Origin of the sequence: Streptomyces sp. SKN60, from assembly GCF_026236535.1 — a bacterium.
In the GTDB taxonomy this organism is placed as follows: domain Bacteria; phylum Actinomycetota; class Actinomycetes; order Streptomycetales; family Streptomycetaceae; genus Streptomyces.
On sequence record NZ_JAHTMW010000040.1, the window covers coordinates 1 to 22285 of the forward strand.

Annotated in this window: 12 protein-coding genes and 3 pseudogenes; 9 read left to right on the forward strand and 6 right to left on the reverse strand. The window is 65.6% G+C overall.

Going from position 1 to position 22285, the window contains the following annotated elements:
* Nucleotides 1-109: 109 nt before the first annotated feature.
* Nucleotides 110-310: a transposase gene (locus KV205_RS36675; RefSeq protein WP_374214778.1), complete on the reverse strand. Its 201-nt coding sequence runs from the start codon at nt 308-310 to the stop codon at nt 110-112.
* On the reverse strand, nt 256-522 hold the full coding sequence (locus KV205_RS35445) for a TetR family transcriptional regulator C-terminal domain-containing protein (protein WP_265869149.1): 267 nt from the start codon (nt 520-522) through the stop codon (nt 256-258). Before KV205_RS35445 ends, KV205_RS36675 begins: the two co-directional genes overlap by 55 nt.
* Before the next feature lie 815 nt (nt 523-1337).
* On the opposite strand from KV205_RS35445, the gene KV205_RS35450 reads away from it, so the two are divergent.
* On the forward strand, nt 1338-1715 hold the full coding sequence (locus KV205_RS35450; protein ID WP_265869151.1) for an ATP-binding protein: 378 nt from the start codon (nt 1338-1340) through the stop codon (nt 1713-1715).
* A gap of 1040 nt (nt 1716-2755) precedes the next feature.
* Entirely contained in the window at nt 2756-2941 is a 186-nt protein-coding gene (locus tag KV205_RS35460) for a hypothetical protein (protein WP_265869152.1), read from the forward strand.
* Nucleotides 2942-3149: 208 nt separating this feature from the next.
* Here KV205_RS35460 and KV205_RS35465 read toward each other — a convergent pair whose 3' ends face one another.
* The gene (locus tag KV205_RS35465; RefSeq protein ID WP_265869153.1) at nt 3150-3737 is read right to left on the reverse strand and encodes a hypothetical protein; all 588 of its coding nucleotides are present in this window, start codon (nt 3735-3737) and stop codon (nt 3150-3152) included.
* Nucleotides 3738-4790: 1053 nt separating this feature from the next.
* Between KV205_RS35465 and KV205_RS35475 the strand changes: the two genes are divergently transcribed.
* The 4 genes from KV205_RS35475 to pucD all read left to right on the forward strand — a co-directional run bounded on the left by KV205_RS35475 (nt 4791) and on the right by pucD (nt 9420).
* Nucleotides 4791-5318: an ATP-binding protein gene (locus tag KV205_RS35475; RefSeq protein ID WP_265869154.1), complete on the forward strand. Its 528-nt coding sequence runs from the start codon at nt 4791-4793 to the stop codon at nt 5316-5318.
* A gap of 240 nt (nt 5319-5558) precedes the next feature.
* Nucleotides 5559-6452 (forward strand): xanthine dehydrogenase family protein subunit M, encoded by an 894-nt coding sequence (locus KV205_RS35480; protein WP_265869161.1) that lies wholly within the window; start codon nt 5559-5561, stop codon nt 6450-6452.
* Nucleotides 6452-7015 (forward strand): (2Fe-2S)-binding protein, encoded by a 564-nt coding sequence (locus tag KV205_RS35485; protein ID WP_265869155.1) that lies wholly within the window; start codon nt 6452-6454, stop codon nt 7013-7015. The genes KV205_RS35480 and KV205_RS35485 overlap by 1 nt, the downstream gene beginning before the upstream one ends.
* A 2-nt stretch (nt 7016-7017) precedes the next feature.
* Nucleotides 7018-9420: a xanthine dehydrogenase subunit D gene (pucD, locus tag KV205_RS35490; RefSeq protein WP_265869156.1), complete on the forward strand. Its 2403-nt coding sequence runs from the start codon at nt 7018-7020 to the stop codon at nt 9418-9420.
* An 801-nt stretch (nt 9421-10221) separates the two neighbouring features.
* Here pucD and KV205_RS36680 read toward each other — a convergent pair.
* Nucleotides 10222-10371: pseudogene (locus tag KV205_RS36680) on the reverse strand (transposase); the annotation flags it as partial.
* 730 nt (nt 10372-11101) lie between these two features.
* On the opposite strand from KV205_RS36680, the gene KV205_RS35500 reads away from it, so the two are divergent.
* Nucleotides 11102-18340 (forward strand): RHS repeat-associated core domain-containing protein, encoded by a 7239-nt coding sequence (locus KV205_RS35500; protein ID WP_265869157.1) that lies wholly within the window; start codon nt 11102-11104, stop codon nt 18338-18340.
* Nucleotides 18341-18453: 113 nt separating this feature from the next.
* On the opposite strand, the pseudogene KV205_RS35505 reads toward KV205_RS35500, so the two are convergent.
* Nucleotides 18454-18711, reverse strand: a pseudogene (locus KV205_RS35505) (transposase family protein); the annotation flags it as partial.
* A 706-nt stretch (nt 18712-19417) separates the two neighbouring features.
* On the opposite strand from KV205_RS35505, the gene KV205_RS35510 reads away from it, so the two are divergent.
* On the forward strand, nt 19418-19804 hold the full coding sequence (locus tag KV205_RS35510) for a hypothetical protein (RefSeq protein ID WP_265869158.1): 387 nt from the start codon (nt 19418-19420) through the stop codon (nt 19802-19804).
* Nucleotides 19805-19947: 143 nt separating this feature from the next.
* Here the strand turns inward: KV205_RS35510 and KV205_RS35515 are convergent.
* A pseudogene (locus KV205_RS35515) lies at nt 19948-20172 on the reverse strand (transposase); the annotation flags it as partial.
* Nucleotides 20173-20419: 247 nt separating this feature from the next.
* Between KV205_RS35515 and KV205_RS35520 the strand changes: the two are divergent.
* Entirely contained in the window at nt 20420-21586 is a 1167-nt protein-coding gene (locus tag KV205_RS35520) for a M15 family metallopeptidase (RefSeq protein WP_265869160.1), read from the forward strand.
* Nucleotides 21587-22285: the final 699 nt, after the last annotated feature.

A 22285-nucleotide genomic window follows, 5' to 3' on the forward strand; every position in this document is an offset into this window, starting at 1 on the left:
TCGGCCTCGGTCACGTTCTCACTGGTCATCGGTGCATCCTCCATGATCGGGAGTTACACCGAACGATTTACAGTCCCTGACTCTGTCGGGGATCTTGGAGTTGCTGAGGTCAGGTGCCCAGGGTGCGCCAGGATTTTGGCCGGGGGATCTCGCGCTGGTCGAGGTAGTTCTGGAAGGCGGTCGGCCGGCGGGTAGGGGGTGCTTCCTCGGTCGGTGAGAGACCGCCGAGGCGCTCGATGTTGATGGCGATGGCGGTCAGGACGTGCTGGACGTGGGTTTTGCTCTGTCCTCGGTAGCGGCAGCGGCGCATGCCGTTGTCGGCGGGGTCGTGCTGGAGCTGGCTTGGTTGGCGACCATGGCGATGCCGTTGAGCTCGAAGGCGATTTGTGCCGGGCCGGTGTCGGGCGGGAGATCTCCGGCTTCGACCGCGTCCATGGCGAGGTGTGTGAGGTGGGTGAGCCAGCGGTCGGTGGTGTGTGCGATGGCGTCGCGTACCGGGCTGGGGCGGTTGTCGAACTCCAAGGCCGCAGCCGTGAGGAAGCAGCAGCTCAAGCACCGCCCACTGCCCGTCCGTGAGATCTCCCCGACTCATGGACCATGATCATTCAACACTCAAGATCCATTTTCGATACACGGCCTAGCTCATCGACTCCCTCCTGCAGAACCCCTCGGCGGCCCCAGCCGCAGGCCAACGCCGACCACCGCCCCGTTCGCGGGTCGTCTCCGGGAGAGTCGGTTACCGGTGCCATACGCGACGTCGTCGGCTCGGGCGGCCCCGACGGAGCCAGGGCCGACATCGATGCCGCCGTCCGCGTCGTCAAAGGCACCGCCGCCCTCCGCCAGGCCACCGAAGCCGCTATGGTCACCTGTGGCCCGTCGGCGGCAGGCGCGACGCCACTGCACGCCCCAAGCTCGCCGAAGCCGTCGGCCAGCCCATCGGGACCCGGCCCGCTCGGACAAGCTTTCTGGCCTCTGACCAGCAGTTTCTGTGACCTTGGGCAGTCGCCTCCTCTCAGTCCTTGGTGTGAGTGTGTCTCGATGCCCTGTCGGTCCATTGCTTTGAGCAGCGATTGCTCAGGTACGGAGACAGGGGTGGGCGGAGTGTGGTGGTGAGGGAATCCGAGATCGATCCCGAAGCCCTCGGGTTCGGCTCCCCGCCTCAAGGAACCGTCTCACTGGGAGTGAGCGCCATGTACGCCATCAGTGCTACTAGCAGCCCCACCGGCCACAGCGGCCACGGCGCTGGGGCGGGACCGCGAGTCGGTATGCAGAAGGGCACCGGCAGCAACGCCAGGGTGGGCGTCCCGCAGCCGCGAACGCCCTCGGGTAGTAGTGACATGTCCCAGACACTGCAACACGACCCGCAGGCGGCTGGGGCCGCGCGTCACACGGTCGAGGAAGTTCTGCACGACTGGCGTATGGGCGAGCGGACCACCGACGCGGTGGTCCTGGTGGTGTCCGAGCTGGTCACTAATGCCGTCGAGCATGCCCAGCCGCCTCTCGCTCTGCATCTGCACCGCGAGCGAGCCGGCAACCGCGTGTGGGTCGGCGTCAGCGACGGCGGTCCCGCCTCCACCCGCGGACCATGGACCTCCTCGTGTGCCGAGGACGAACACGGCCGCGGCATCGGCATCATCGAAAAAGTCGCCGATGCTCACGGCACCCGCAGCCACCCTGGCGGCACTACCCACTGGGCTCGACTCACCGCCGCCTGAACCCAAAGCCCCCGGCCCCGACCTGACCCGGGACCGGGCCGGCCTGGCCACACCGCCCACAGCCAGGCCGACATGAGGGGGGAGATGGGGCGGGACCTCCCACACGCCCGGGGAGATCCCGCCCCAACCTCTTTCGGCCGTCAGCCGACCGCCGGGCTGTGGTTCGGCGCGCTCCTTCGACCATCCCGTGGATCGACAGCTACTCGGAAGGCCGCAAGGTCTGACGCTGCGGCGTCCTGGAGGTCGCCTTGGGTTCCACCTGGCGGGCGCACTCGCCAGCACGGCCACGTCTGAACGAGTCCCTGGAGCGACTCGACCTCAAGCCCGCAACGCGCACGGACCTGCTGCAAGGAAATGCCGCCCGCCTCCTCGGCATCGCTCCGCCCCACCCAGCAGTCGGCACGGATTCTCCTGGAGAACCCGTGCCGGGCCGGGAGCCCTGACCCGCATGCAGACCGTATCCCGGCCGGACGACCTCCTCCTGCCAGCGCACGAGCTGCTCGGCAGCACGATGCTGTCCTGGAGCGTCGAACTAGCCTCGCCGCAGCCGTCCTCCTCGAACTGCGTATCACCGACTGCATCCGCATCGACTGTCACAAGGCCGAGGCCCTAGATACCCCCATGACACCAGCGCCGCCCTACTCGACAACACCGTGGCTAAGATCCTGAACAGACCAGGCCGAGACCCTCGAGTCTGGATCTACCGCCTTCCCCTGGACTGCTGCCCACTGTGCGCGACCGCCTCCTCCGCCAGCTCATCCTGCTCAACTGACGCCCTCGCCGGGACGGTCAACACCTATGAAAATCTTGGAAGACCAACTCCCAGGACGGTCCCCATGACCGGCTGTCCAGGGCTGCACTCTCCGGGCGGTCTGCGAACGTCTGCGGATGAGGCAGACGCCGAAGCCGAGGATCAGGCGGGTCGAGGGCGCGTTGCCCACAGGCCTCGACGTCTCCTATCGCGATCGGCGCGGGCACGGAGCGCTGGGTGAGGCCGACGCCGACTGAACAAGCGGGCTCGGGCGGGAAGGCAGCGGTATGTGGCGTACGAGTTCGAGGGCAGTGCGCTCGGTATGTTCGCCGATCAGCGGGTCGAGCCTCACTTCGGCGTCGAGACGGAATACGAGCTTGGCGTGATCGTGAAGCTCAAGTACGAAGCGTACTTCCTGGTCGTCGACGTACCGGCCATGGGCGCAAGAGTTACCGCCTGCGGATCGGATGCGTAGCGCATCCGATCCAACGGCCCTGCTCTCGAGCTTCCTCGATGAGCGGCGTGCCTCACTACCTGACGCCGGCGTCGCTTTGCCTGCCGACTGGAGGTGTACAGCAAGATTTTTCCCGGTTAGGCACCGAGCGGGTCGCCGTCACCGGCATGCACGAGACCTGCCGAGCCTGTCACGCTCCCTGCGCGATACAGGCCTTGCCCTTTGGCACTTACTGGCCCTCATTCGAGGTGGCTCGGAGTGTGTTGGGCCTGTTCAGGTGACAGCAGGCGTGCTGGAGGATATGGCGGGCTTGCCGGAGATGGGCGATGGTGGCCGGGTCCTGCCCGGTGTGGATCATGTGTGCGACGATTGCGGCGATGTCGCCGATCAGGTCACGGACCGCAACTACCAGGTGGGGGACCCAGGACTGGTAGAGCTGCTTGTCATGCCTGGGGTAGATGCGGGACTGCGTGCGGTGGCGGGCATGGACGAGCCACCGGCGGATCAGCAGGCCGCTGGTGACCGGCTGCAGACGCTCCTCGGTAGACGTGACGAGATGCCGCTGCCAGAAACGAGCCTCAGGCCCAGGTAGGTGCGTCATGTTGTCGTGGAAAGCCAGGAGAGCGTCGATCAGTACACCTGACCAACGGCGCAGGGTATCGACGTGGACGGACACGTGGCCGGATCCGCCGGCAGCAAGATGAGCCGTCCACCAGAGCTGGCTGCGGGCGGCCTCCTCTGCCGCGCATGCCGCGCCTCCCGCAATTGTGGGACAGATGACCGCGTTGCGGGGCCGGAGGGCCGCGGTGCTGTTCATGGGGTCTGGCATCCATTGCAGCAGGGAGCCGCGAAGGCGCCGGCGGCTTGTTCCAGGCACCAGGTCATCCGCTCGATGAAGAGCTCGGGATAGTCCCCGGCCCGTTGCGCGACTGCTCCGGCGCATCCGCCGGGCACTGCCGCGTGGCGGGTCAGCTCTTCGGCGACCGTCGCCCATACTTTCCCCGCACTGATCGGGTCTTGCCGACGTAGGGGGGAGCAGAACAGGGCCTGCGCCCATACCTGGATTACCTGCTTGTCCGGCAGTCGGGCCGGAAGTTCAGCGGCCTTATTCACGGAGGCCCACCTTCCCAGCGTGGGGTCTGCCCGGTTTGCACACGGTCAGTCAACGCAGACCGGGCCTGGAGTCCCACGTTCCTTGGCGCCATCAGATGCCGTCATGAGTAGCTGATACCCAACGCGTGTCAGGCTGGCGGCTGACGGTGCTGCTGTCCCCTCCGGGGCGACTGTGCCGGTGATGAACCTGCGGAACTCGGTCAGCTTGTCGTTGACCACAGCCCGTTCGTATGCCTCCAGGGCGGCCCGTTCGGCGCCGAGCTGGTAGCCGTTCTCGCGGGTCCAGATCAAAGGTGGCCAGCTGGCTTTGCATCTCAGTGCGGGAGTCGTTCCGAGGTGACGGCGGGAGTCACCTTGTTGGGGCCGGAAGCGCTGTCAGCGACTCGGGGCACCTGCGCACTGGTCCCCGACGCGCGGCTCTCCGGCCCCTTGCTCGATTGCTGCGGGCCTTTGCTGTCGGCGGGCGACGGCCACAATCGGCCCGCGAGGAAGGGCCGTAGTGACATCCGGAGTCGGTGACATTGATCTTGCGGGACCCGTGGTCACGGACTCCCGGAATTACGTTGAAACGACATCCCCTGAGAGTGACACAGCCAACCGTGAAAGGTCTTCGGATTGGGCAGTGATTGCTCAGGTGTCGTGGAGTGGTGTCGGCGCAGGGTGGTCCATAGAGGGAAGCAAGGGAGGCAGGTCCCGTTACCGGCTTCCTTCCGCCCGGGCCCGTTGGGCCGCTCGTCTTGCCACGGAAGTGATCGCCATGTTTGTCGCCGCTCATGACAACCGCACCGGCCCCGCCGGCTGTGCGGCCGCCGGGCGGCGGGCGACGCTGTCGGCCGCCGACGACGGCCGCCGGGCCCGGGTCCCCGCTCCGCGTAAACCCGTCGACGATCGCGACTGCGGCGGCGACGTCTCCTGGACTCTGGAGCACCGTCCGCAGGCGCCTGGCGTCGCCCGGCACACCGCGCAGTCCGTGCTGGAAGCCTGGCAGGTGAACCGGGAGACGGTAGACACGGTGCTGCTGGTGGTCTCAGAACTTGTCACTAATGCCGTCGAACACGCCCGGCCGCCGCTCGCGCTGCACCTGCACCGGGAGCACGCGGGCGAACGGGTGTGGGTGGGAGTCACCGACGGCGGCCCGGCCGCACATGACGGGCCCTGGACCTCCTCGTGCAGCCGTGAAGAGCACGGCCGCGGTCTGGACGTGATTGACGCCCTCTCCGATGCTCACGGCACCCGTGCGCACCCCAGCGGCATCACCCACTGGGCCCGCGTGACCGCGGCATAGCCACAGACCGCCGGCCGCTCCTGACGACACGGCCGGCTGGGGTTCGCCGTGTCGCCCCCACACGGCGGGCCAGCAGGTAGGGCGGGATCCGAACTCTGCCCCTGGATCTCGCCCTACCCCCTGCCATGCCTTTGGGGCGCAGGCCGGCCGAGGGGCCGAGGTGCGACGGCACAGTGGCTGTGTGCGAGCCCCAAGATGCTTGATCTTGACCCAGGCCTGATGAAGAAGGGTGAACCGGTCATGGACTTCCTCCGCCCCGCCAGCTGGGAACAGGCGCTTGCTGCGAAGGCAGAGCACCCCGCCGCCGTGCCCATCGCTGGTGGCACTGACGTGATGGTCGGGATTAACTTCGACCACCGTCGGCCGGCGTGCCTCCTCGACCTGAACCGCATCGGCGACCTCTATGAGTGGGAAGTCGGCGAGGCGAGCGTTCGGCTAGGCGCCTCCGTGCCGTACGCCAAGATCATGGAGCACCTACGGACCGAGGCACCGGGGCTGGCGCTTGCCTCGCACACCGTGGGCTCCCCGCAGATCCGCAACCGTGGTGGCGTCGGCGGCAACCTCGGCACCGCGTCCCCAGCCGGCGACGCCCACCCCGCGCTGCTCGCGGCCGGTGCCGAGGTCGAGGTCGAGTCGGCTGAGCGCGGTATCCGTCTCATCCCGATCGACGAGTTCTACACCGGTGTCAAGCGCAACGCGCTTCAGCCCGACGAGCTGATCCGCGCCGTCCACGTCAACAAGGCCGACGGCCCACAGCAGTACTCCAAGGTCGGCACCCGCAATGCCATGGTCATTGCCGTCTGCGCCTTTGGCCTCGCTCTGCACCCCGAGACCCGTGTGATCCGCACCGGCATCGGCTCGGCGGCGCCCACCCCGGTCCGGGCGAGGGCCGCGGAGGAGTTCCTGAACGCGGCACTCGAGGAGAGCGGCTTCTGGGACAACGGAAAGATCATCACTCCGTCGGTCGTGAAGCGGTTCGCCGAGCTGTGCTCGGCTGCCTGCAACCCGATCGACGACGCCCGGGGCACTGCGAGCTACCGGCGTTACGCGGTTGGCGTCATCGCCCGCCGAACGCTGACGTGGACTGTGGAGTCGTACCGCAGCTCCCGCCGCGCCTCGAAGGGAGCCGCTTAATGCGCGTCACCTTCACTGCCAACGGATGTCCGCAGGTGGCAGACGACGTCTGGGAGGGCGAGTCACTGCTGTACGTGCTGCGTGAGCGCCTCGGTCTGCCTGGTTCCAAGAACGCCTGCGAGCAGGGCGAGTGCGGTGCGTGCACCGTGCGCCTCGACGGCGTGCCGGTCTGCTCCTGCCTCGTTGCCGCCGGCCAGGCCGAGGGCCGCCACGTCGTCACTGTGGAGGGCCTGGCGGACTACGTCACAGAGCGCTCCCGCGCCGCCTGCGGCTCGCCGCCGGACGAGGCCGAAGAGCAGGAGACCGAGATCAGCGACTCGACCGGCGGGGGCACCGGACTCTCCACGATCCAGCGGGCGTTCCTCGACGCAGGCGCGGTCCAGTGCGGCTTTTGCACCCCAGGACTGCTGGTCGCCTCCGATGAGCTGCTGGAGCACAACCCGAACCCGACCGATGCAGACATCCGCGAGGCGTTGTCAGGCAACCTGTGCCGCTGCACCGGCTACGAGAAGATCATGGACGCGGTCCGCTTGGCGGCCGCCCGGCAGTCCGAGGACGTCTGACCGTGCCGACCAACCACACTCCCGTGAAGATCACGCAGGACGCACAGAGCAAGGGCGGGATCGGCGAATCGACGCTCCGCCCGGACGGCACCCTCAAGGTCACCGGAGAGTTCGCCTACTCATCCGACATGTCGCACGCAGACATGCTCTGGGGACAGATCCTGCGTTCTCCGGTCGCGCACGCCGAGATCGTGTCGATCGACACCTCCGAAGCCATGGCCACGCCGGGCGTCTACGCGGTCATGACCTACGACGACCTGCCGACCGAGGCGAGGAACTACGGCCTGGAGATACAGGACACCCCGGTCCTCGCCCACGGCAAGGTACGCCACCACGGCGAGCCGGTCGCGATCGTCGCCGCCGACCACCCGGAGACCGCACGCCGCGCCGCCGCCAAGATCAAGGTGGAATACAGACAGCTGCCCGTCGTCACCGACGAGACCTCCGCGCTCGCCCCGGACGCGATCCTCATCCACGAGAACCGGGACGACCACCACTCCCGCCATGTCCCGCACCCGAACATCCTGCATCGCCAGCCGATCGTCCGCGGCAACGTGGCGGAGGCCCGTCAGCGGGCCGACGTGATCGTCGAGGGTGACTACGCCTTCGGCATGCAGGACCAGGCCTTCCTCGGCCCCGAGTCCGGTCTCGCCGTGCCGGAACAGGACGGTGGCGTCCACCTCTACATCGCCACCCAGTGGCTGCACAGCGACTTGCGGCAGATCGCGCCCATCCTCGGCCTGCCCGAGGAGAAGGTGCGCATGACACTGGCCGGCGTGGGCGGCGCGTTCGGCGGCCGCGAAGACCTCTCCATGCAGACCTATGCCTGCCTGTTGGCTCTGAGCACCGGCAAGCCCGTCAAGATCGTCTACAACCGGTTCGAGTCCTTCTTCGGACATGTCCACCGCCACCCGGCCAAGCTGCACTATGAGCACGGTGCCACCAGGGACGGCAAACTCACGCACATCACGTGCAAGATCGTCCTGGACGGCGGTGCCTATGCGTCCTCCTCCCCAGCGGTCGTCGGCAACGCCGCCTCGCTGAGCGTCGGTCCGTACGCCGTCGACCACGTGGACATCGAGGCGCTCGCGCTCTACACCAACAACCCGCCCTGCGGCGCCATGCGCGGCTTCGGCGCGGTCCAGGCCTGCTTCGCCTACGAGGCCCAGATGGACAAACTCGCCGCCAAGCTCGGCATGGACCCGGTGGAGTTGCGCCGGCTCAACGCCATGGAGCAGGGCACGATCATGCCCACCGGGCAGGTCGTGGACTCGCCGGCCCCGGTCGCCGAACTCCTGCGCCGGGTCAAGGACCGCCCGATGCCGCCGGAGCGCCAGTGGGAGACCAGCGAGGGCACCGACGTACGGCAGCTGCCCGGCGGCCTGTCCAACACCACGCACGGCGAAGGCATCGTCCGCGGGATCGGCTACGCGGTCGGCATCAAGAACGTCGGCTTCTCGGAAGGATTCGACGACTACTCCACCGCCAAGGTGCGCCTGGAAGTCATCAACGGCGAGCCTGTCGCGACCGTGCACACCGCGATGGCGGAAGTCGGCCAAGGCGGTATCACCGTCCACGCACAGATCGTCCGCACTGAGCTGGGCGTCAACCAGGTGATCATCCACCCGGCGGACACCCAGATCGGCTCCGCCGGCTCGACATCCGCCTCCCGCCAGACCTATGTCAGCGGCGGCGCGGTCAAACATTCCTGTGAGGCGGTACGTGAGAGAATCGTGGAGCTCGGACGACGCAGGTTCGGCTCGTATCACCAAGCCTGGGACACAGCAGAGCTGCTACTCCAGAACGGCAACGTCGTCACAGAAAGCGGCGAAGTACTCGCCGACCTGGTCGACGTGCTGGGAGACAAGGACGTCGAGGTAGAACTCGAGTGGCGGCACCGTCCCACACAACCCTTCGACCTGCACACCGGCCAGGGAAACGGCCACGTCCAGTACTCCTTCGCCGCGCACCGCGCGGTCGTCGAGGTCGACACCGAACTCGGCCTGGTGAAGGTGATCGAGCTGGCCTGCGCCCAGGATGTGGGCAAGGCGATAAACCCGCTCTCCGTCGTCGGTCAGATCCAGGGCGGCACCATCCAGGGCATGGGCATCGCGATGATGGAAGAGATCATCCTTGACCCGAAGACGGCCCAGGTCAAGAACCCCTCCTTCACCGACTACCTGATCCCGACGATCCTCGACACGCCGACCATCCCGGTCGACGTGCTCGAACTCGCCGACGAACACGCCCCATACGGGCTGCGTGGCGTCGGCGAAGCCCCGACCTTGTCGTCCACCCCGGCCGTCCTCGCCGCGATCCGGAACGCGACCGGCCTGGAACTCAACAAGACTCCAGTACGCCCTGAGTACCTGATCTCACGATCAGGATTGCCGGGTGGAGCATAGCGCCGTACGCAGGAGAGAAACTGTCCAACACCGGTTTCTCGCACATGCGGTGGGCACGCGCCACAGCGCTGAGGGTGCCGGGGCCGGCTCGCCGGCGGGAACCTGGACGGTGACACGGCGGGGGTCTGTGGGTGCGGACGAGTGCCTCGATCTCGAGGGCGGCCGCGGTTCGGGTGGCAGCAGGGGCATGTCCGGCTTCCTAGGATCGCAGTCAGGACGTGTCACCGCGCCCTGCCGCATGGGAGACCATGCCTGGACCAACGCCTCTGCCCCGCGCGGGACACGTTCCACGTCGACGTTCGTCACCGGGTGTCCGGCCGCTGGGGGTCAAGTGCGCCATCCGCCGCAGCGTCGACACGACGTCAATATGGGCAGTCCCCTCCTTCTAGCCAGAGCAAGCTGCCGGGGGACCTCGCTACCCTCCAAGTCCGCAACATGCCATATGCCGCTGCTGTCCACGACCTTTCCGTCGCTTGGGACCACTGGGCAGTGTGCGGTATGTACGGCTATGCGCACGAGGCCCCCCGTGAAACGGGAGAGCATGGCCACCCGGAACTGCTCCCTCGCTGCTGCAGGACCTGCTGGTGAGTTGGCGTTGGCGGACACAGGTGCACCTTAGACCGGGATTGCAGCTGGGATCGACGGGAGTCACGTCCGCTGGAGTGGTGTATCGACAGCCACCCGGTGATCTCGTCTTTGAGCTATGCGGTGAGTTCGGTGGGCAGGACGGTCTTGTCGGTTTGCGACTCGATCGGGTGGGGGCGGGCCTTGGCGAGGAGTTCACGGCCCATGGAGCGGCAGGCCTCGGGTCCACTCGACGTTCTGGTCGGCCAGGACCGCGCCGCCGAGCCGGAGCACGGCGATGCGGTCGAGGAAGATCCCGACAACGTCGGGGCGCCAGCGGATCTCCTTGTTCAGTCGTTCCTGCGGATTGTTCGACCAGATCTGGCGCACATCGAAGTGCCCTCGCTCGCCCAGTCCCAAGTCGTGACGAAAGTCCCGTCGATCAGGACAACTCGGCCAGCCGACGCTTCGGCGGGGCGGGAACATGGCCGGCCAGGACCTTCTCCACCACCGGCAGCAACGCGGTCCATCGCCTGGAGGCATTGGCCTGGCCCGCAGCAGGAGCAGCACCAGCACTACGGACTAGTACAGGCCCAGCGCCCACATCCGCCTGGCGTCACCGGCGGGCCCGGATCCTCCACCAGCACCCGCGATGAACCCGCGCCATCAGCCCGTCCAGTTGATCCCTCTCCAGCCCGGTCGTAACGTTCCAGCTCAACGGCCCTGCCTCGGCGACGCACTGACGATCTCTCAACCGCCAACGCCGAGCAGGGCCACCTTCGTGATCAAGAACAGGCAGCCCGGAAAGCCCGTGAATAGACCTCACGGGCACATCAAGATTTCAACCGAAACCCGGAACGGTTCAGACACCCCGCCCACCCCCTTCTGAGTAATGATTGCTGGCTCGCGGACCGATGCACAGGCCTTACGGTCCGGACTGTTGGGGGAGAAGCGTCGACTGCTAGGTCTCTGGTGAATGGCCAGAGCCCGCCTTGATCTCCTTTCCTTCTTGGTGCGGCGTGTCAATAGGTGCAGGAATCTTTTCTCTGTTCAGCGGGAGTTGATCTTGATTACGCGCAGAAGTCCGGGGGAGTCGCCGGTGAGGCGGGCCCTTGCCGTGGCGGTGGTGGGGGTGTTGCTGGCTGCCGGTGCGCCGGCGGTGGCTTTTGCTGCCGGGGCGGCTGATGTTCCGCCGTCTTTGCCGAAGCCTCTTGTGCTGCCGGGTGCGCCGGGCGCGGGGGTGAAGGCGGGTTCGCTTGCGGGTTCCGCGGGTGTGTCGCCGCAGGGACAGTTCACCTACAGCATTCCGCTGGATGTGCCGAGGGGGCGTGGAGGGGTTGAGCCACGTCTGTCGCTGGGGTATTCCAGTGGTGGCGGGGATGGTGTGTTCGGTCTGGGCTGGTCGCTGTCGGGTACGGGCTCGGCCATCACCCGGTGCGGCAAGGAGCGGGATACGGAGGGGACGCGGTCGGGTGTCCACTTCGATGAGAATGACCGGTTCTGCCTGGACGGGGCGAAGCTGATCGCGGCCGGCACCGGGAAGTACGGCGGGGACAGCACCGAGTACTTCACCAAGGAGGAGTCGTTCGCCAAGATTGTCTCGGTGAATTCGTCTGGGGACCTGAAGGCGGGCCCGGACAGGTTCGTGGTGTTCACGAAGGACGGTCGTATTCGTACGTATGAGGCACGGACGGCGACGCGTCTGACGGAGACGGTCGACCTGACCGAGGACGATGCGCCAGTGCCTGTGCCGGATATCCCGGGATGTGCGGATGATGCGAGTACGCTGGGGGATAACTGTTTCAAGCGTGATCAGCATCCGGCGCCGTCGAATCGTGTGGTGGCGACGGATACGCCGCGTGTTTCGTGGGTTTTGGAGAGTGAGAAGAACCGCTCGGGTGACGAGATGCGTTTTTCGTACTCGCGCCTTCCAAATAACGGGACATCGGGTAATGAGTTCGTCCTGTCGAATATCAAGTACACGTATGGTACGGGGCGGGAAGCTCAGCGCACGGTTTCGTTCGAATATGAGGACCGCGCTGATAAGTCGTTCTCTTTTGTGAACGGCGTGCAGATGAATCTGACGCAGCGGGTGAAGGCGATCAAGATGATCGCTCCGAACCCGGGTGCCCCCTCGATGGTGCGGCAGTACATTTTCAAATACCTGGGCATCGGTACGGATTCGGAAAACCGGCAGCGTTCCCTGCTGTCGTCGGTGCAGGAGTGCGGCGCGAAGAACGGGTGTCTTCCGGCGAAGCAGTTCACGTGGAGTGCGTCGGGGCTGCCCGCGTTCACTTCTCCGGATCTGGGTGAGGTGAAGCAGGACGCCTCCAAGGACGCGTTTACGCGTTCGGGTGTTCATGTGCAGGATCTGAACGGGGACGGCGCCGATGATCTGGTGTATTCCGGTGGCGGCGGGCCTGCGGCCCGGGCGGATGTCAGGCTGGGCAGCCGGGACGCCGATGGTGTGATGAAGCCGCTGGCCTCGCAGTACACGCTGACGGACGGGGTGTCTCCGGTGGGGGACTGGCCGGGGTTGCCTCCGAACATGGATCAGCAGCGTCCGGTCGACATCGACGGGGACGGCAAGACCGAGTATCTGGTGCTATCGGCAGGCCTGGATGGCGTGTTCTCCCGGATTGTGCGGTGGAACGACGCCAAGCACGAGTTCGAGAACACGGAGATCAAGTTCCCGTTCTTCAGCCTGTTCCAGCGTCAGGGCCAGTTTGCTGACGTCAACGGCGACGGGCTGCTGGACTGGGTGGGCCAGGAACCCCCGCAGAAGGATCTGGTTCCCACCGACCTGCCCCCGTCGGAGCCGTGCGGCTTTACGAACCACCCGGACAAGGTTTACGACTGCCCCGGTGATGTTGCGATCAACATGGGTGCCTATGGCGAGCCTCACATGGTTCAAGACCGGCCCGGCGACGTCCCGAAGTCGAAGCTGACGGTGCGTCTGAACCAGGGCTCCGGGGTTTTCACGGGCACGGCCGGCAACACGGACGTTCCGGTGACGGCGACAGTTGATCCCATCTGTGACACGCGGGTGGAGGATGTGGACGGCGACGGCCGCGCGGACATCCTGGCCAGCGGCATGACCCGCTCCGTCGCTCAGTGGGAACAGGACGTTGACCGGCAGGTCACGAAATGGGCGTGTGGGGAGAGCCTGGAACCGTCGCATGTGGAGGCTAAGCTGACACGAGCTTTCCGGTTCGCTGATGACGGCACTTTCCAGACGGTGGAGAACAACGAGCACTGGCAGTACCCGCCGATCGGCGAGCAGCGCGCTGGCCTGATGAAGCTCACTTTCCCCGGCCCCAAGCCCGTAGGCGCTCCTATGTTCAACGGGTTGCATGGGTGGGAGACGAAGCTGGGTGATTTCAACGGGGATGGGCTGCTGGATGCGCTGCTGATTCCGACGAAGCATGATGCGGCGGATGCCGGCAAGTGGGACCGGAAGGCCGTCATCCTGTGGAACACGGGGCGGGGCCTGCGCTACGACGGGACGCAGTTTGATTTTGCGCACGACGAGCTGGCCGATGTCGAGATCGGTGACATGAACGGTGACGGCCGCGATGACCTGGTCTCGTTCTACAACACCGCGCTCAAGCGGAAGGTCACCTGCGCTGGCTTCGGCGATGCGGACGACAAGAAGGCCTGCCTGGAGCGGGCCGCGCGCCCGGAACTGGAGGGCGCACTCGGCTATGACGAGATCGACACCACCGGCGGCCAGGACCGGATCCAGATCTCCTACTCTAAGGGGGATGGTTCCTTCCGTGCCGACACCTCAATGAACACCTCGGCCGGTGTCGCAGACCCGAATGCGGGCCGTACGTTCTCCAAGCTGGGTGACTTCAACGGTGACGGCCGGCTGGACATCGTCAAGAACGACGGTCATCTGCGCGTCATGACCCAGACGGCGGCCCCTCTCACCGACCGGATTATTTCGGTGCGGGATGAGGGTGCCTCGTGGGATGAGGTGGGTCCGGTCTCGTACAGCACCGAGTGGACCGACCGGCCGGAGCTGATGGACAAGGACAAGTGTGCCTTTCCGCTGGTGTGTGTGCGCAAGGGCATGCCGGTGGTGCGGAAGGTGGTGTCCCGTCAGGGTGCTTACACCTCGGATGACAAGCCGCGCACCGTTCTGCATTCCTACCGGGATCCGGTGATGCATGCCCGGCAGGGCTTCCTCGGTTTTGGTGTGGTCCGTGCATGGGACCCGGATCAGCCGAGTGAGACCGTGACGACATATGACCACCGCACCGCGGTCCAGAACCACTATCCGTTGGCGTCCCTTCCGAAGGAAGTCACCTCGGTGACGCCCATCATGAAGTCCGCGGATGTGCCTGGACACCCGGCCACGGTGAAGGCGCGCGTCACGCGTACCGTCAGCAACTACGAGATCCGTCCGGGCCATAACGGCGGGAACTACGCCGTTTTCCCGCATGACGGGGTTACCAAGCAGTGGGACCAGCAGGTCACCATGCACTGGGAGGAAAACCTCGCTGGCACCGACGCCGTCTCGCACATCGGGGATGTTCCGGACAATGCGCCGCCGACGGTGGACCGGCAGACCGACACCCTCCAGCAGTACGACGACTTCGGCAATCAGGTCGATGCCGTCTCCTACACCATCGGTGGTGCTTTCACTCACACGCACACTGATTACGACCTGTCGGACCAGCGCAAAAAGGACTGGCTGACCGGTCTGCCCACCCTGGTCACGCAGGCGGCTGCGGAAGGCGCCAAGTCGCAGGCCGAGGGCAGCAATGTCAGCTGCACCTCCACCGCAACCATCAAGGTGACCTGCCGCACCACGGGCTACGAGTTCGACGGCAAGGGCCGGCTGACGGTGGTCGAGCAGCAGAAGAACGACACCGACGACCAGGTGCGGTCCAAGACGACGTACACCCTGGACCCCCAGCTCGGTGTGCCGACGATGGCAACCACCTGGGTGCCGGACCGCCCGGACCGTCCGGCCCGGGTGGACCGTGTGGATCACATCGAGTACACCCCGGTCTTCCCCGGCCAGCCGGACGAGAAGATCTACGCTTCGCAGACCTGGTCGAAGCACGAGAACGCCGCGACCCGGCCCTCCGCCTGGCAGGCCGTGCACCCGGCATTCGGGGTGACGGTGGCGACTGAGGACGTCAACGGAGTACGGGCCACCGTCCAGCTCGATGACCTGGGCCGGCCGGTGAAGTCCAGCGGTGACGGTGTGCGGGACGTGCTGACCACCTACGGCGCCATCCACAGCACCGACCCCGCCACCCTGGTCAAACGCGACGGCCTGGAGGTCCTTACCCAGACCGTCGGCGGATCCAGCAGCGACGTCATCACCGACATGGCGGGCCGCACCCGCAAGGCCACCGCGCCACGCTTCGACGGCACACCAGTCACCGTCACCACCACCTACGACCACCTCGGCCGCCAAACCTCAGCATCCCGGCCCTTCACCGCCACCGACACACCTAAAAACGCCACCACCGCCTACGACACCCTCAACCAGCCCCTCACCACCACCAACCCCGACAACACCGCGGTCAGCTGGCGTTATGTGCGCACTCCGAACCGTGACTTCGTGGACACCACCGATGAGCGGGGCAACCACACCAACACCCACATCGACGTCCACGGGCGGCCGGCAGAACAGGTAACCCTCTACAAGAAGAACCCCACCGACACCACATTTGTCGGCGCCCAGACTACGTATCACTATGCGCCGTTTGGTCTGGTGGACAAGGTGACGGATGACAAGGGCAATGTGACGTCGACGGTGTTCGATGTGCTGGGACGGCCGGTCAAGTCGGTTGATCCGGACCGGGGTACTACCTCCAGCACGTATTACGGCGACGGATTGGTCGACACCCTCACTCATGAGGGGACCGGGAACAAGAGCACCTTCGGTTACGACGACCTGGGCCGCACCACTTCCCGGGAGGACTTTGACGCCGCGGGCAAGAAGGTCACCAGCTTCGTGTGGGATGCCGCGCACGGCATCGGCAAGATGCTGAAGGCCACCAGCCCGGACGGCATCGAGACCCTGTTCGGCTACGACAACCTGTCCCGCCCGAGCAACACGCTGATCACCGACAACTCCACCGGCGGCAACGGCGCCACCTACGAAACCATCAACACCTACGACAGCGCCGGCCGTCCCGACAAGCTCTTCTACCCCAACGCGCCGGGCAGGCCGCGTTTCACCCTGCAGTCCACCTACAACCGCAACGACTACCCCGTCGACGTCAACGACATCTCCACCCCGACCAGTCCGGTCACGCTCGCTCACACCGGGCAGCGCAACAACGACGGTGCCCTGACCGCCGGCAACCTCGGCGCCAACGTCCGCGTGACCAACACCTACGACCCGGCCACCGGCCGGCGCACCGACCAGTTCGTCAGCAACACCGTCAGCAACGCCACCCTGCAGAAGCTGCACTACACCTATTACGACAACGGCCTGGTCAAGACCCGAGACCAGGACGACACCAGCGGCAAGCGCAACGAGGCCTACCGCTACGACGAGTTCAACCGCCTCACCGGCTGGGACCTCACCAACAACACCGCCGCGAAGTCCACCACCGCCTACACCCTCGACACCATCGGCAACCTCACCGGCGTCGCCAACACCACCGGCATCGCCCCCACCGAGACCCGCAACTACGGCAACACCACCCGCAACGCCGGCCCCCACGCCCTCGCCACCGACACCAGCCCCGACAAGACAACCGGCACCGAGACCTACACGTATGACAAGCAAGGCCGGATGATCCAAGCCGACACCCAGAGCGGCACCCTGCGCAAGGTCACCTACACCGCGTTCGACCTGCCCAGGACCATTGTCGACATGGCCGGCAAGACCACCACCTTCGCCTACGACGCGTTCGGCACCCGTATCAAGAAGACCGGTTCCGACGGCACCACCCTCACCGTCCCCGGCCTCTTCGACAAGCGCACCGACCCCGCCGGCAAGACCACCTACACCTACTACATCGCCGGCGTCGGCCAGGCCGTCCACGACGGCGCCACCACCAAGATCGAATACACCCTCACCGACCAGCTCGGCTCCACCGGCACCGTCCTCGACGCCGCAGGCAACAAGACCCAGGCCTTCTTCTACGACCCCTACGGCAAGCAGACCAACCCCGACGGCACCAAATACACCGGCACCACCCCCACCCAGACCCACCGCTTCACCGGCCAGGAACACGACGACAACCTCCGCCTCATCAACATGAACGGACGCGTCTACGACCCCTACGCCAAAACCTTCCTCACCACCGACCCCGTCACCGCCAACCACGCCTACGCCTACGTCAACTCCAACCCCACCAACTACACCGACCCCACCGGATACGAACCCGAAATGATCAATGCCGACGGCTCCACCGGATACGGCAGCGCCCCCCCACTCGTCGCACCCGCCCCCCTGCCCCAAGAAACAGAAGCCGGCTACAGCGACGCCGGCCCCACCGCCACCTGCGGCAGCAACTCGCTCAGCGCCTGCGCCAACAACGCCGGATCCGACAGCGCCGGATACATACCCCCAGCAACCAGCGGAATGGCCGCAGAAGACCTCTACGGCGGAGCCTCCGGAGCAGGACCCACGCCCAACCTCAACACCACCGAGCAAGAACTGCAGGCAAACGCTGCGGCAAACACGCTCACGGCTCCAGTAAAGGCCTGGGGCGGAGCGGTCCTTCCCCCCCTCGGGTTCGCCGTCACCGTCACCGACATCTTCTTCAGCGCAATGAATGAAGGACCCATCGACGAATCAGCCCTCGAACCTGGACGACTCATCGAACCAGGAATGCCATCTAGCCTTGCGACAACGAACGCAGCCTTGCCGCACGCAGAAGCCGCAGCACCGACTCCCGAAGGGGCCGCCACTTTGCGTAACGCAAGAGGCCTCCCTAGTGCCACTGGTACTCCGACTCGACGCTCGTTTGAAAATGGCATTAATGGCTTCGGGGGGACAGAGAACTGTCAGTGCACTTCACAGGCAGGCGTCGGCTATCTGAAGGGTAGGCCTGCAATGGCCGCCAATGTTGAACCAACGACTGCAGCGAGGGACTACAGGGATCTGGGTTCACTTTCCAACTTCTTTGGTAAGCCATTTGTTCCGTCCCCGAGTCTGGCCAAGGCGTGGCTTTCAATTGCCCGCAATCACCCAAATGGGACCGTGGGAATTGTTAGTGGGCGTGGCAAGGATGGTGCTCACGCATTCAATTTCCGAGTCGAGAATGGCATTACTAACTTCTATGACTTCCAGGTGCAAATGGGTCCACTGTCTCGCCAGCAGATTGCTCAGTATCACGTGGCATTTCCTGACATCGCCATCATGATTGCTCCGTAGTGGACAGTGCTCGGGTCGCCAGCGCTCTGCTCAGGCGACCCGAGCATTCGCTGATCCCTTTCAGTTCGGTCACCGGTCGGGCGACGAGATGCAGTGAGCCTTTTCAAACCTCGCGCTGACGCGTGGTGAAGGAAGAGGACTGCCTGGACGATCGCTGTGATGCGATTGGTGCTGCAGCGGAGCTTCCGTAGAAGGCGCCAACCCTTCAGGGTGGCCATGGTCTGCTCGCCGAACCAGCGGATCTTGGCGTGTGTGCTGTTGTGGCGGTGCTGCCACCGTTTGAGGCGACGTCCGCGGAAGGCCACCCGGATGGAGCCGCCGGCGCATTGGTATGCCTTGTCGGCCCAGCACTTCAGGCCGATCTCGGTGATCACCGCACCTCAGATGGGCCAGGGTGAGGAGCTCCTCCACCTGTCCGTTCGCACCGTCGACAACCACCTTCAGCACCAAACTGGGCGTCACCATCCGCCGCCAACTCGCCCACGCACTCCATGCATCACCTCCCCACTCCACAGGCTCGCCCGCCTCCGATTAGTGACCGGCCAGCACCTCTCCGCTAGGGACCTTTGTCGTGTCTTGCGGATCACTATTCGGGTCGGCACCTCTGGGCGGTATGCGGCCAGGCACCACCGATCAGCCGCAGCCTCACCGTGGGGTCCAGTTCTGCCTTCTCACCCTGTGCGAGACGTGGGGCTTCTTTGCAGTGAGTGGTCGGGGTGCGGCGATTTGATCGGATGCGCCGAGTTCTCACCGCCGTGGGGGCCTTCGCTGGGGCGGGATCGGCGTTGATGAGTATCGATGACTCTCATCGTTCGGGATCGGCGACATCTATGTTCCCGGTGTAGCGTCCCGTCAGCGCACGCCAGGATGATCCGGGCCCGCCCAGCGGTGCGCCGACCCGGTGCACTAGTTCGACGTGATCGTCCTCAGAGAGAACGATCTACGTAGCAACAGGACGGCGCCATTGAGAAAAGGAGGGTATCAACTAACCTTGCGAATCTCGGGCGCATCACACTTGTGCTGACCCAACCCCAACCCCAGACCACGACAGTTGCCGCGCCGTTGGAAGATGTCCGCATGACTACCACCATGAATGTCAGCCTGGCCAACGTTGATACCCTGCCTGAAGTGCATCGTTGTCAACTCAAGTCTCTGGCAGAACCTTGGTTTAGCTGCAAAGTGGGCACCCCTGAAGAGATCTTCGTACTGCTTGGCGAGTCGTATGGTGAATCGGCAGCCGGCGTGGAAGTCTTCCTGGCCCGGATCACCGCGGAGGACGACCCGGAACTCGTCCTTTACGACTACTGGAGCGATCCAGGCACGGGTACCGGCAACTACTTCTATGCTGACACCATGGACGGGACCGGGGGGTACGAGGTCCAGCACTGCCACGAGGGAGTGCCGTTGGAAGAGACCATGTACGAGGCTCGGACTCGCGCTTTGAGTAGGCGGACCAGGATCTGACGGGAGCCTGGCTGCCAGAACCTCCTGCCTGTCCCGAACCCAGCCCCCTGCGGCGGCATCGCCAAGCGAGGCCGCCAAGGTCACGCCCGGAACCAGTCCAGCTCGCCGGCTGCCCTCAGCTCGGCGAGCAGGGTCTGGTGCTACCGGTCGAAGACCCCGGTCTTCTGCCACTGCTCCAGCCGCCGCCAGCAGGTCTGACCCGAGCCGAACCCCAGTTCCAAGGGCAGCAGTTGCCAGGCGATGTCGTTGCGGAGCACGTACAGGATGCCCTGCAGGCACAGCCGGTCCGGAACCGGCCGGGGGCCGGGAGCCTTCTCGGGCCAGGGCGGCAGCAACGGCTCGATCAGCGCCCACAGGTGATCGTCCACGGTCCACGGCCGGGTACTCACACCATCCCGAACGGCCGAATCGTCATACCGGTCACCGGCCGACCAGGAGCACTCAGCAAGATCATGTTACGAGCTCAAAGGATCTCTCTGCCGATGTCATCCAGCTCTGGCACAGGCGGGGTTGTAGAGGAGGGAATGCTTCCCTCGTCTCTGCGAGGGACCTTCCATTTGTTTCCGGTGACCGTTGCGTTGGTGTGACGGCGTACCTGCCCGGATGGGATGATCGATGTTGCTGAAGTGCAAACGCCCCAAGGCGCAACGATACCGGCCTGTGGTCTCGCTGCTGAGCACCAGTGCCCTGTTCGCGGTGGCCATCGTGGGTGGTTCTGTACTGCAGAGCGGCTTGTCTGCTGTGCTGCCGGATGAGCCGGCTTCGGTGGCGGATGCTTCGGTGGTCGTCACAGGGTCCCACACGGTCGTGAGCGAGCAGACCGAGATCCTGCATGTTGCGGTGTCCGCCCCACATATGGAGATCAGTGGAAGCCGGCTCGACTGGCAGACCCGCGTGACCGGAACCTCCTCGTGGCGCACCATCGACACTTTGCGCCTCGACTCCGATGGCAAAGTGCCGGTGCGGGTGGCACCGTGGAAGGCGGCCGAGTACCGCGCGGTGTTTCCCGGCAGCCGTGCGGTCGCCCCCGCGGCTAGCGAGGCCTTTCGGGTCGACACCCGCCCCGCGGGAGTGGAGGTGGCCCATCCGCCGGGGGCTCCGCAGCCGCACATAAGTCCCTCTACCGATCCAGCCCGGCGGTCGCGCGCCATCGGGGAAGGGGCCAACGCGGTCGTCTCACTGATTCCCGATCCCGTGTGGGCACGCATGACGGGCGTCTCCTTCGCAGAGAACTGTCCCGTGGGGCGAGGAGATCTGAGGTATGTCCAGGTCAACTACTGGGGTTTCGACGGATACCGCTACCGAGGGGAGATCGTCGTCCACGAATCCATAGCCGAGCAGGCAGCGGCAATCTTCGCCGATCTCTATCGCCTGCGTTACCCCATCCGTCAGATGAGGCTGGCCGACGACTTCGGCAAAGACCCCCTCAAGGGCGCGGACGACTACGCGTCGATGGCAGCGGACAATACCAGCGGGTTCAATTGCCGCTACGTCGACGGCAAGGAAGAGCAGCGCGTGCTCTCCCCGCACGCCTGGGGGATGGCGATCGACATCAACACCTGGGAGAACCCCTTCGAGGCCCGGACAGGAGTGTTCCCGCACCCCTACTACCTGGACCGCAGTCGTTCGCACCGGGCCGCACTCCAAGGGCCCGAGAGCCCGGTGGTCCGAGCATTCGAAAACCGTGGGCTGCAGTGGGGCGGGCGCTGGAGCGAGAAGGACTACCACCACTTCGAGACACCCCCTGCTTCCCGGCCGGGGGAGAAGCGAGCGTCGTCATGAAACTCGACGCCCGTCCATCGCCGTGTGGTCGAGCAGACGACGCTCGACCGGTCAGGGAAGGCGCTCCGTGACGGCGGCCGGTGGCGGCTCCGGGCTCACCATGAAAAGGCACTGCCGCTGTCGGTGCATGCGCGGGTGGGACACCCGACAGATTTCTTCGATCTTGTGACATCCAGGGTCGGCATGTACGGGGTTGTAGAGGGGGAGTGGCGCCCTCCGCCCGGTTCGCTCACATCCGCGGGAGCTTGCTCATGACACGAGGCATGAAGTACGTGGCGGCCACGGCCGTAGCCGCCGCAACCACCGACAGCCAGCGTATGAGCCACGACACCTTATGGCTGACGGCGCTGACCCAGTACAGCGAGGACCGTCCGATCCCTTCAGCCGGCCCCCACCATCCCAGACCCGTGGACCCCACGGCGGACAACCACCAGCCGCTTGCCGCACCCCAACGGAGAGCACCGACCAGCCTCCCGTACCCCCACCGCGTTTCCGGAGACTCTCCAGGACCTTGCCGCACAACACCCTCTAGTGTCGAGGACGAACTCCGCCAAGCCATGGCACACACCGCCCACGGACACCGCCCCTGCCGCTGCAGGCGATCCTCCACGCGGACCGGGTACGGGACTGTAAATCGTTCGGTGTAACTCCCGATCATGGAGGATGCACCGATGACCAGTGAGAACGTGACCGAGGCCG

Excerpts from the sequence above, each read along its gene's own strand:
- KV205_RS35450 (WP_265869151.1), top strand. The coding sequence starts at position 1,338 with ATGTCCCAGACACTGCAACACGACCCGCAGGCGGCTGGGGCCGCGCGT.
- KV205_RS35510 (WP_265869158.1), top strand. The coding sequence starts at position 19,418 with ATGACTACCACCATGAATGTCAGCCTGGCCAACGTTGATACCCTGCCT.
- KV205_RS35475 (WP_265869154.1), top strand. The coding sequence starts at position 4,791 with ATGTTTGTCGCCGCTCATGACAACCGCACCGGCCCCGCCGGCTGTGCG.
- KV205_RS35520 (WP_265869160.1), top strand. The coding sequence starts at position 20,420 with ATGTTGCTGAAGTGCAAACGCCCCAAGGCGCAACGATACCGGCCTGTG.
- KV205_RS35480 (WP_265869161.1), top strand. The coding sequence starts at position 5,559 with ATGGACTTCCTCCGCCCCGCCAGCTGGGAACAGGCGCTTGCTGCGAAG.
- KV205_RS36675 (WP_374214778.1), bottom strand. The coding sequence starts at position 310 with ATGCGCCGCTGCCGCTACCGAGGACAGAGCAAAACCCACGTCCAGCAC.
- KV205_RS35465 (WP_265869153.1), bottom strand. The coding sequence starts at position 3,737 with ATGAACAGCACCGCGGCCCTCCGGCCCCGCAACGCGGTCATCTGTCCC.
- KV205_RS35485 (WP_265869155.1), top strand. The coding sequence starts at position 6,452 with ATGCGCGTCACCTTCACTGCCAACGGATGTCCGCAGGTGGCAGACGAC.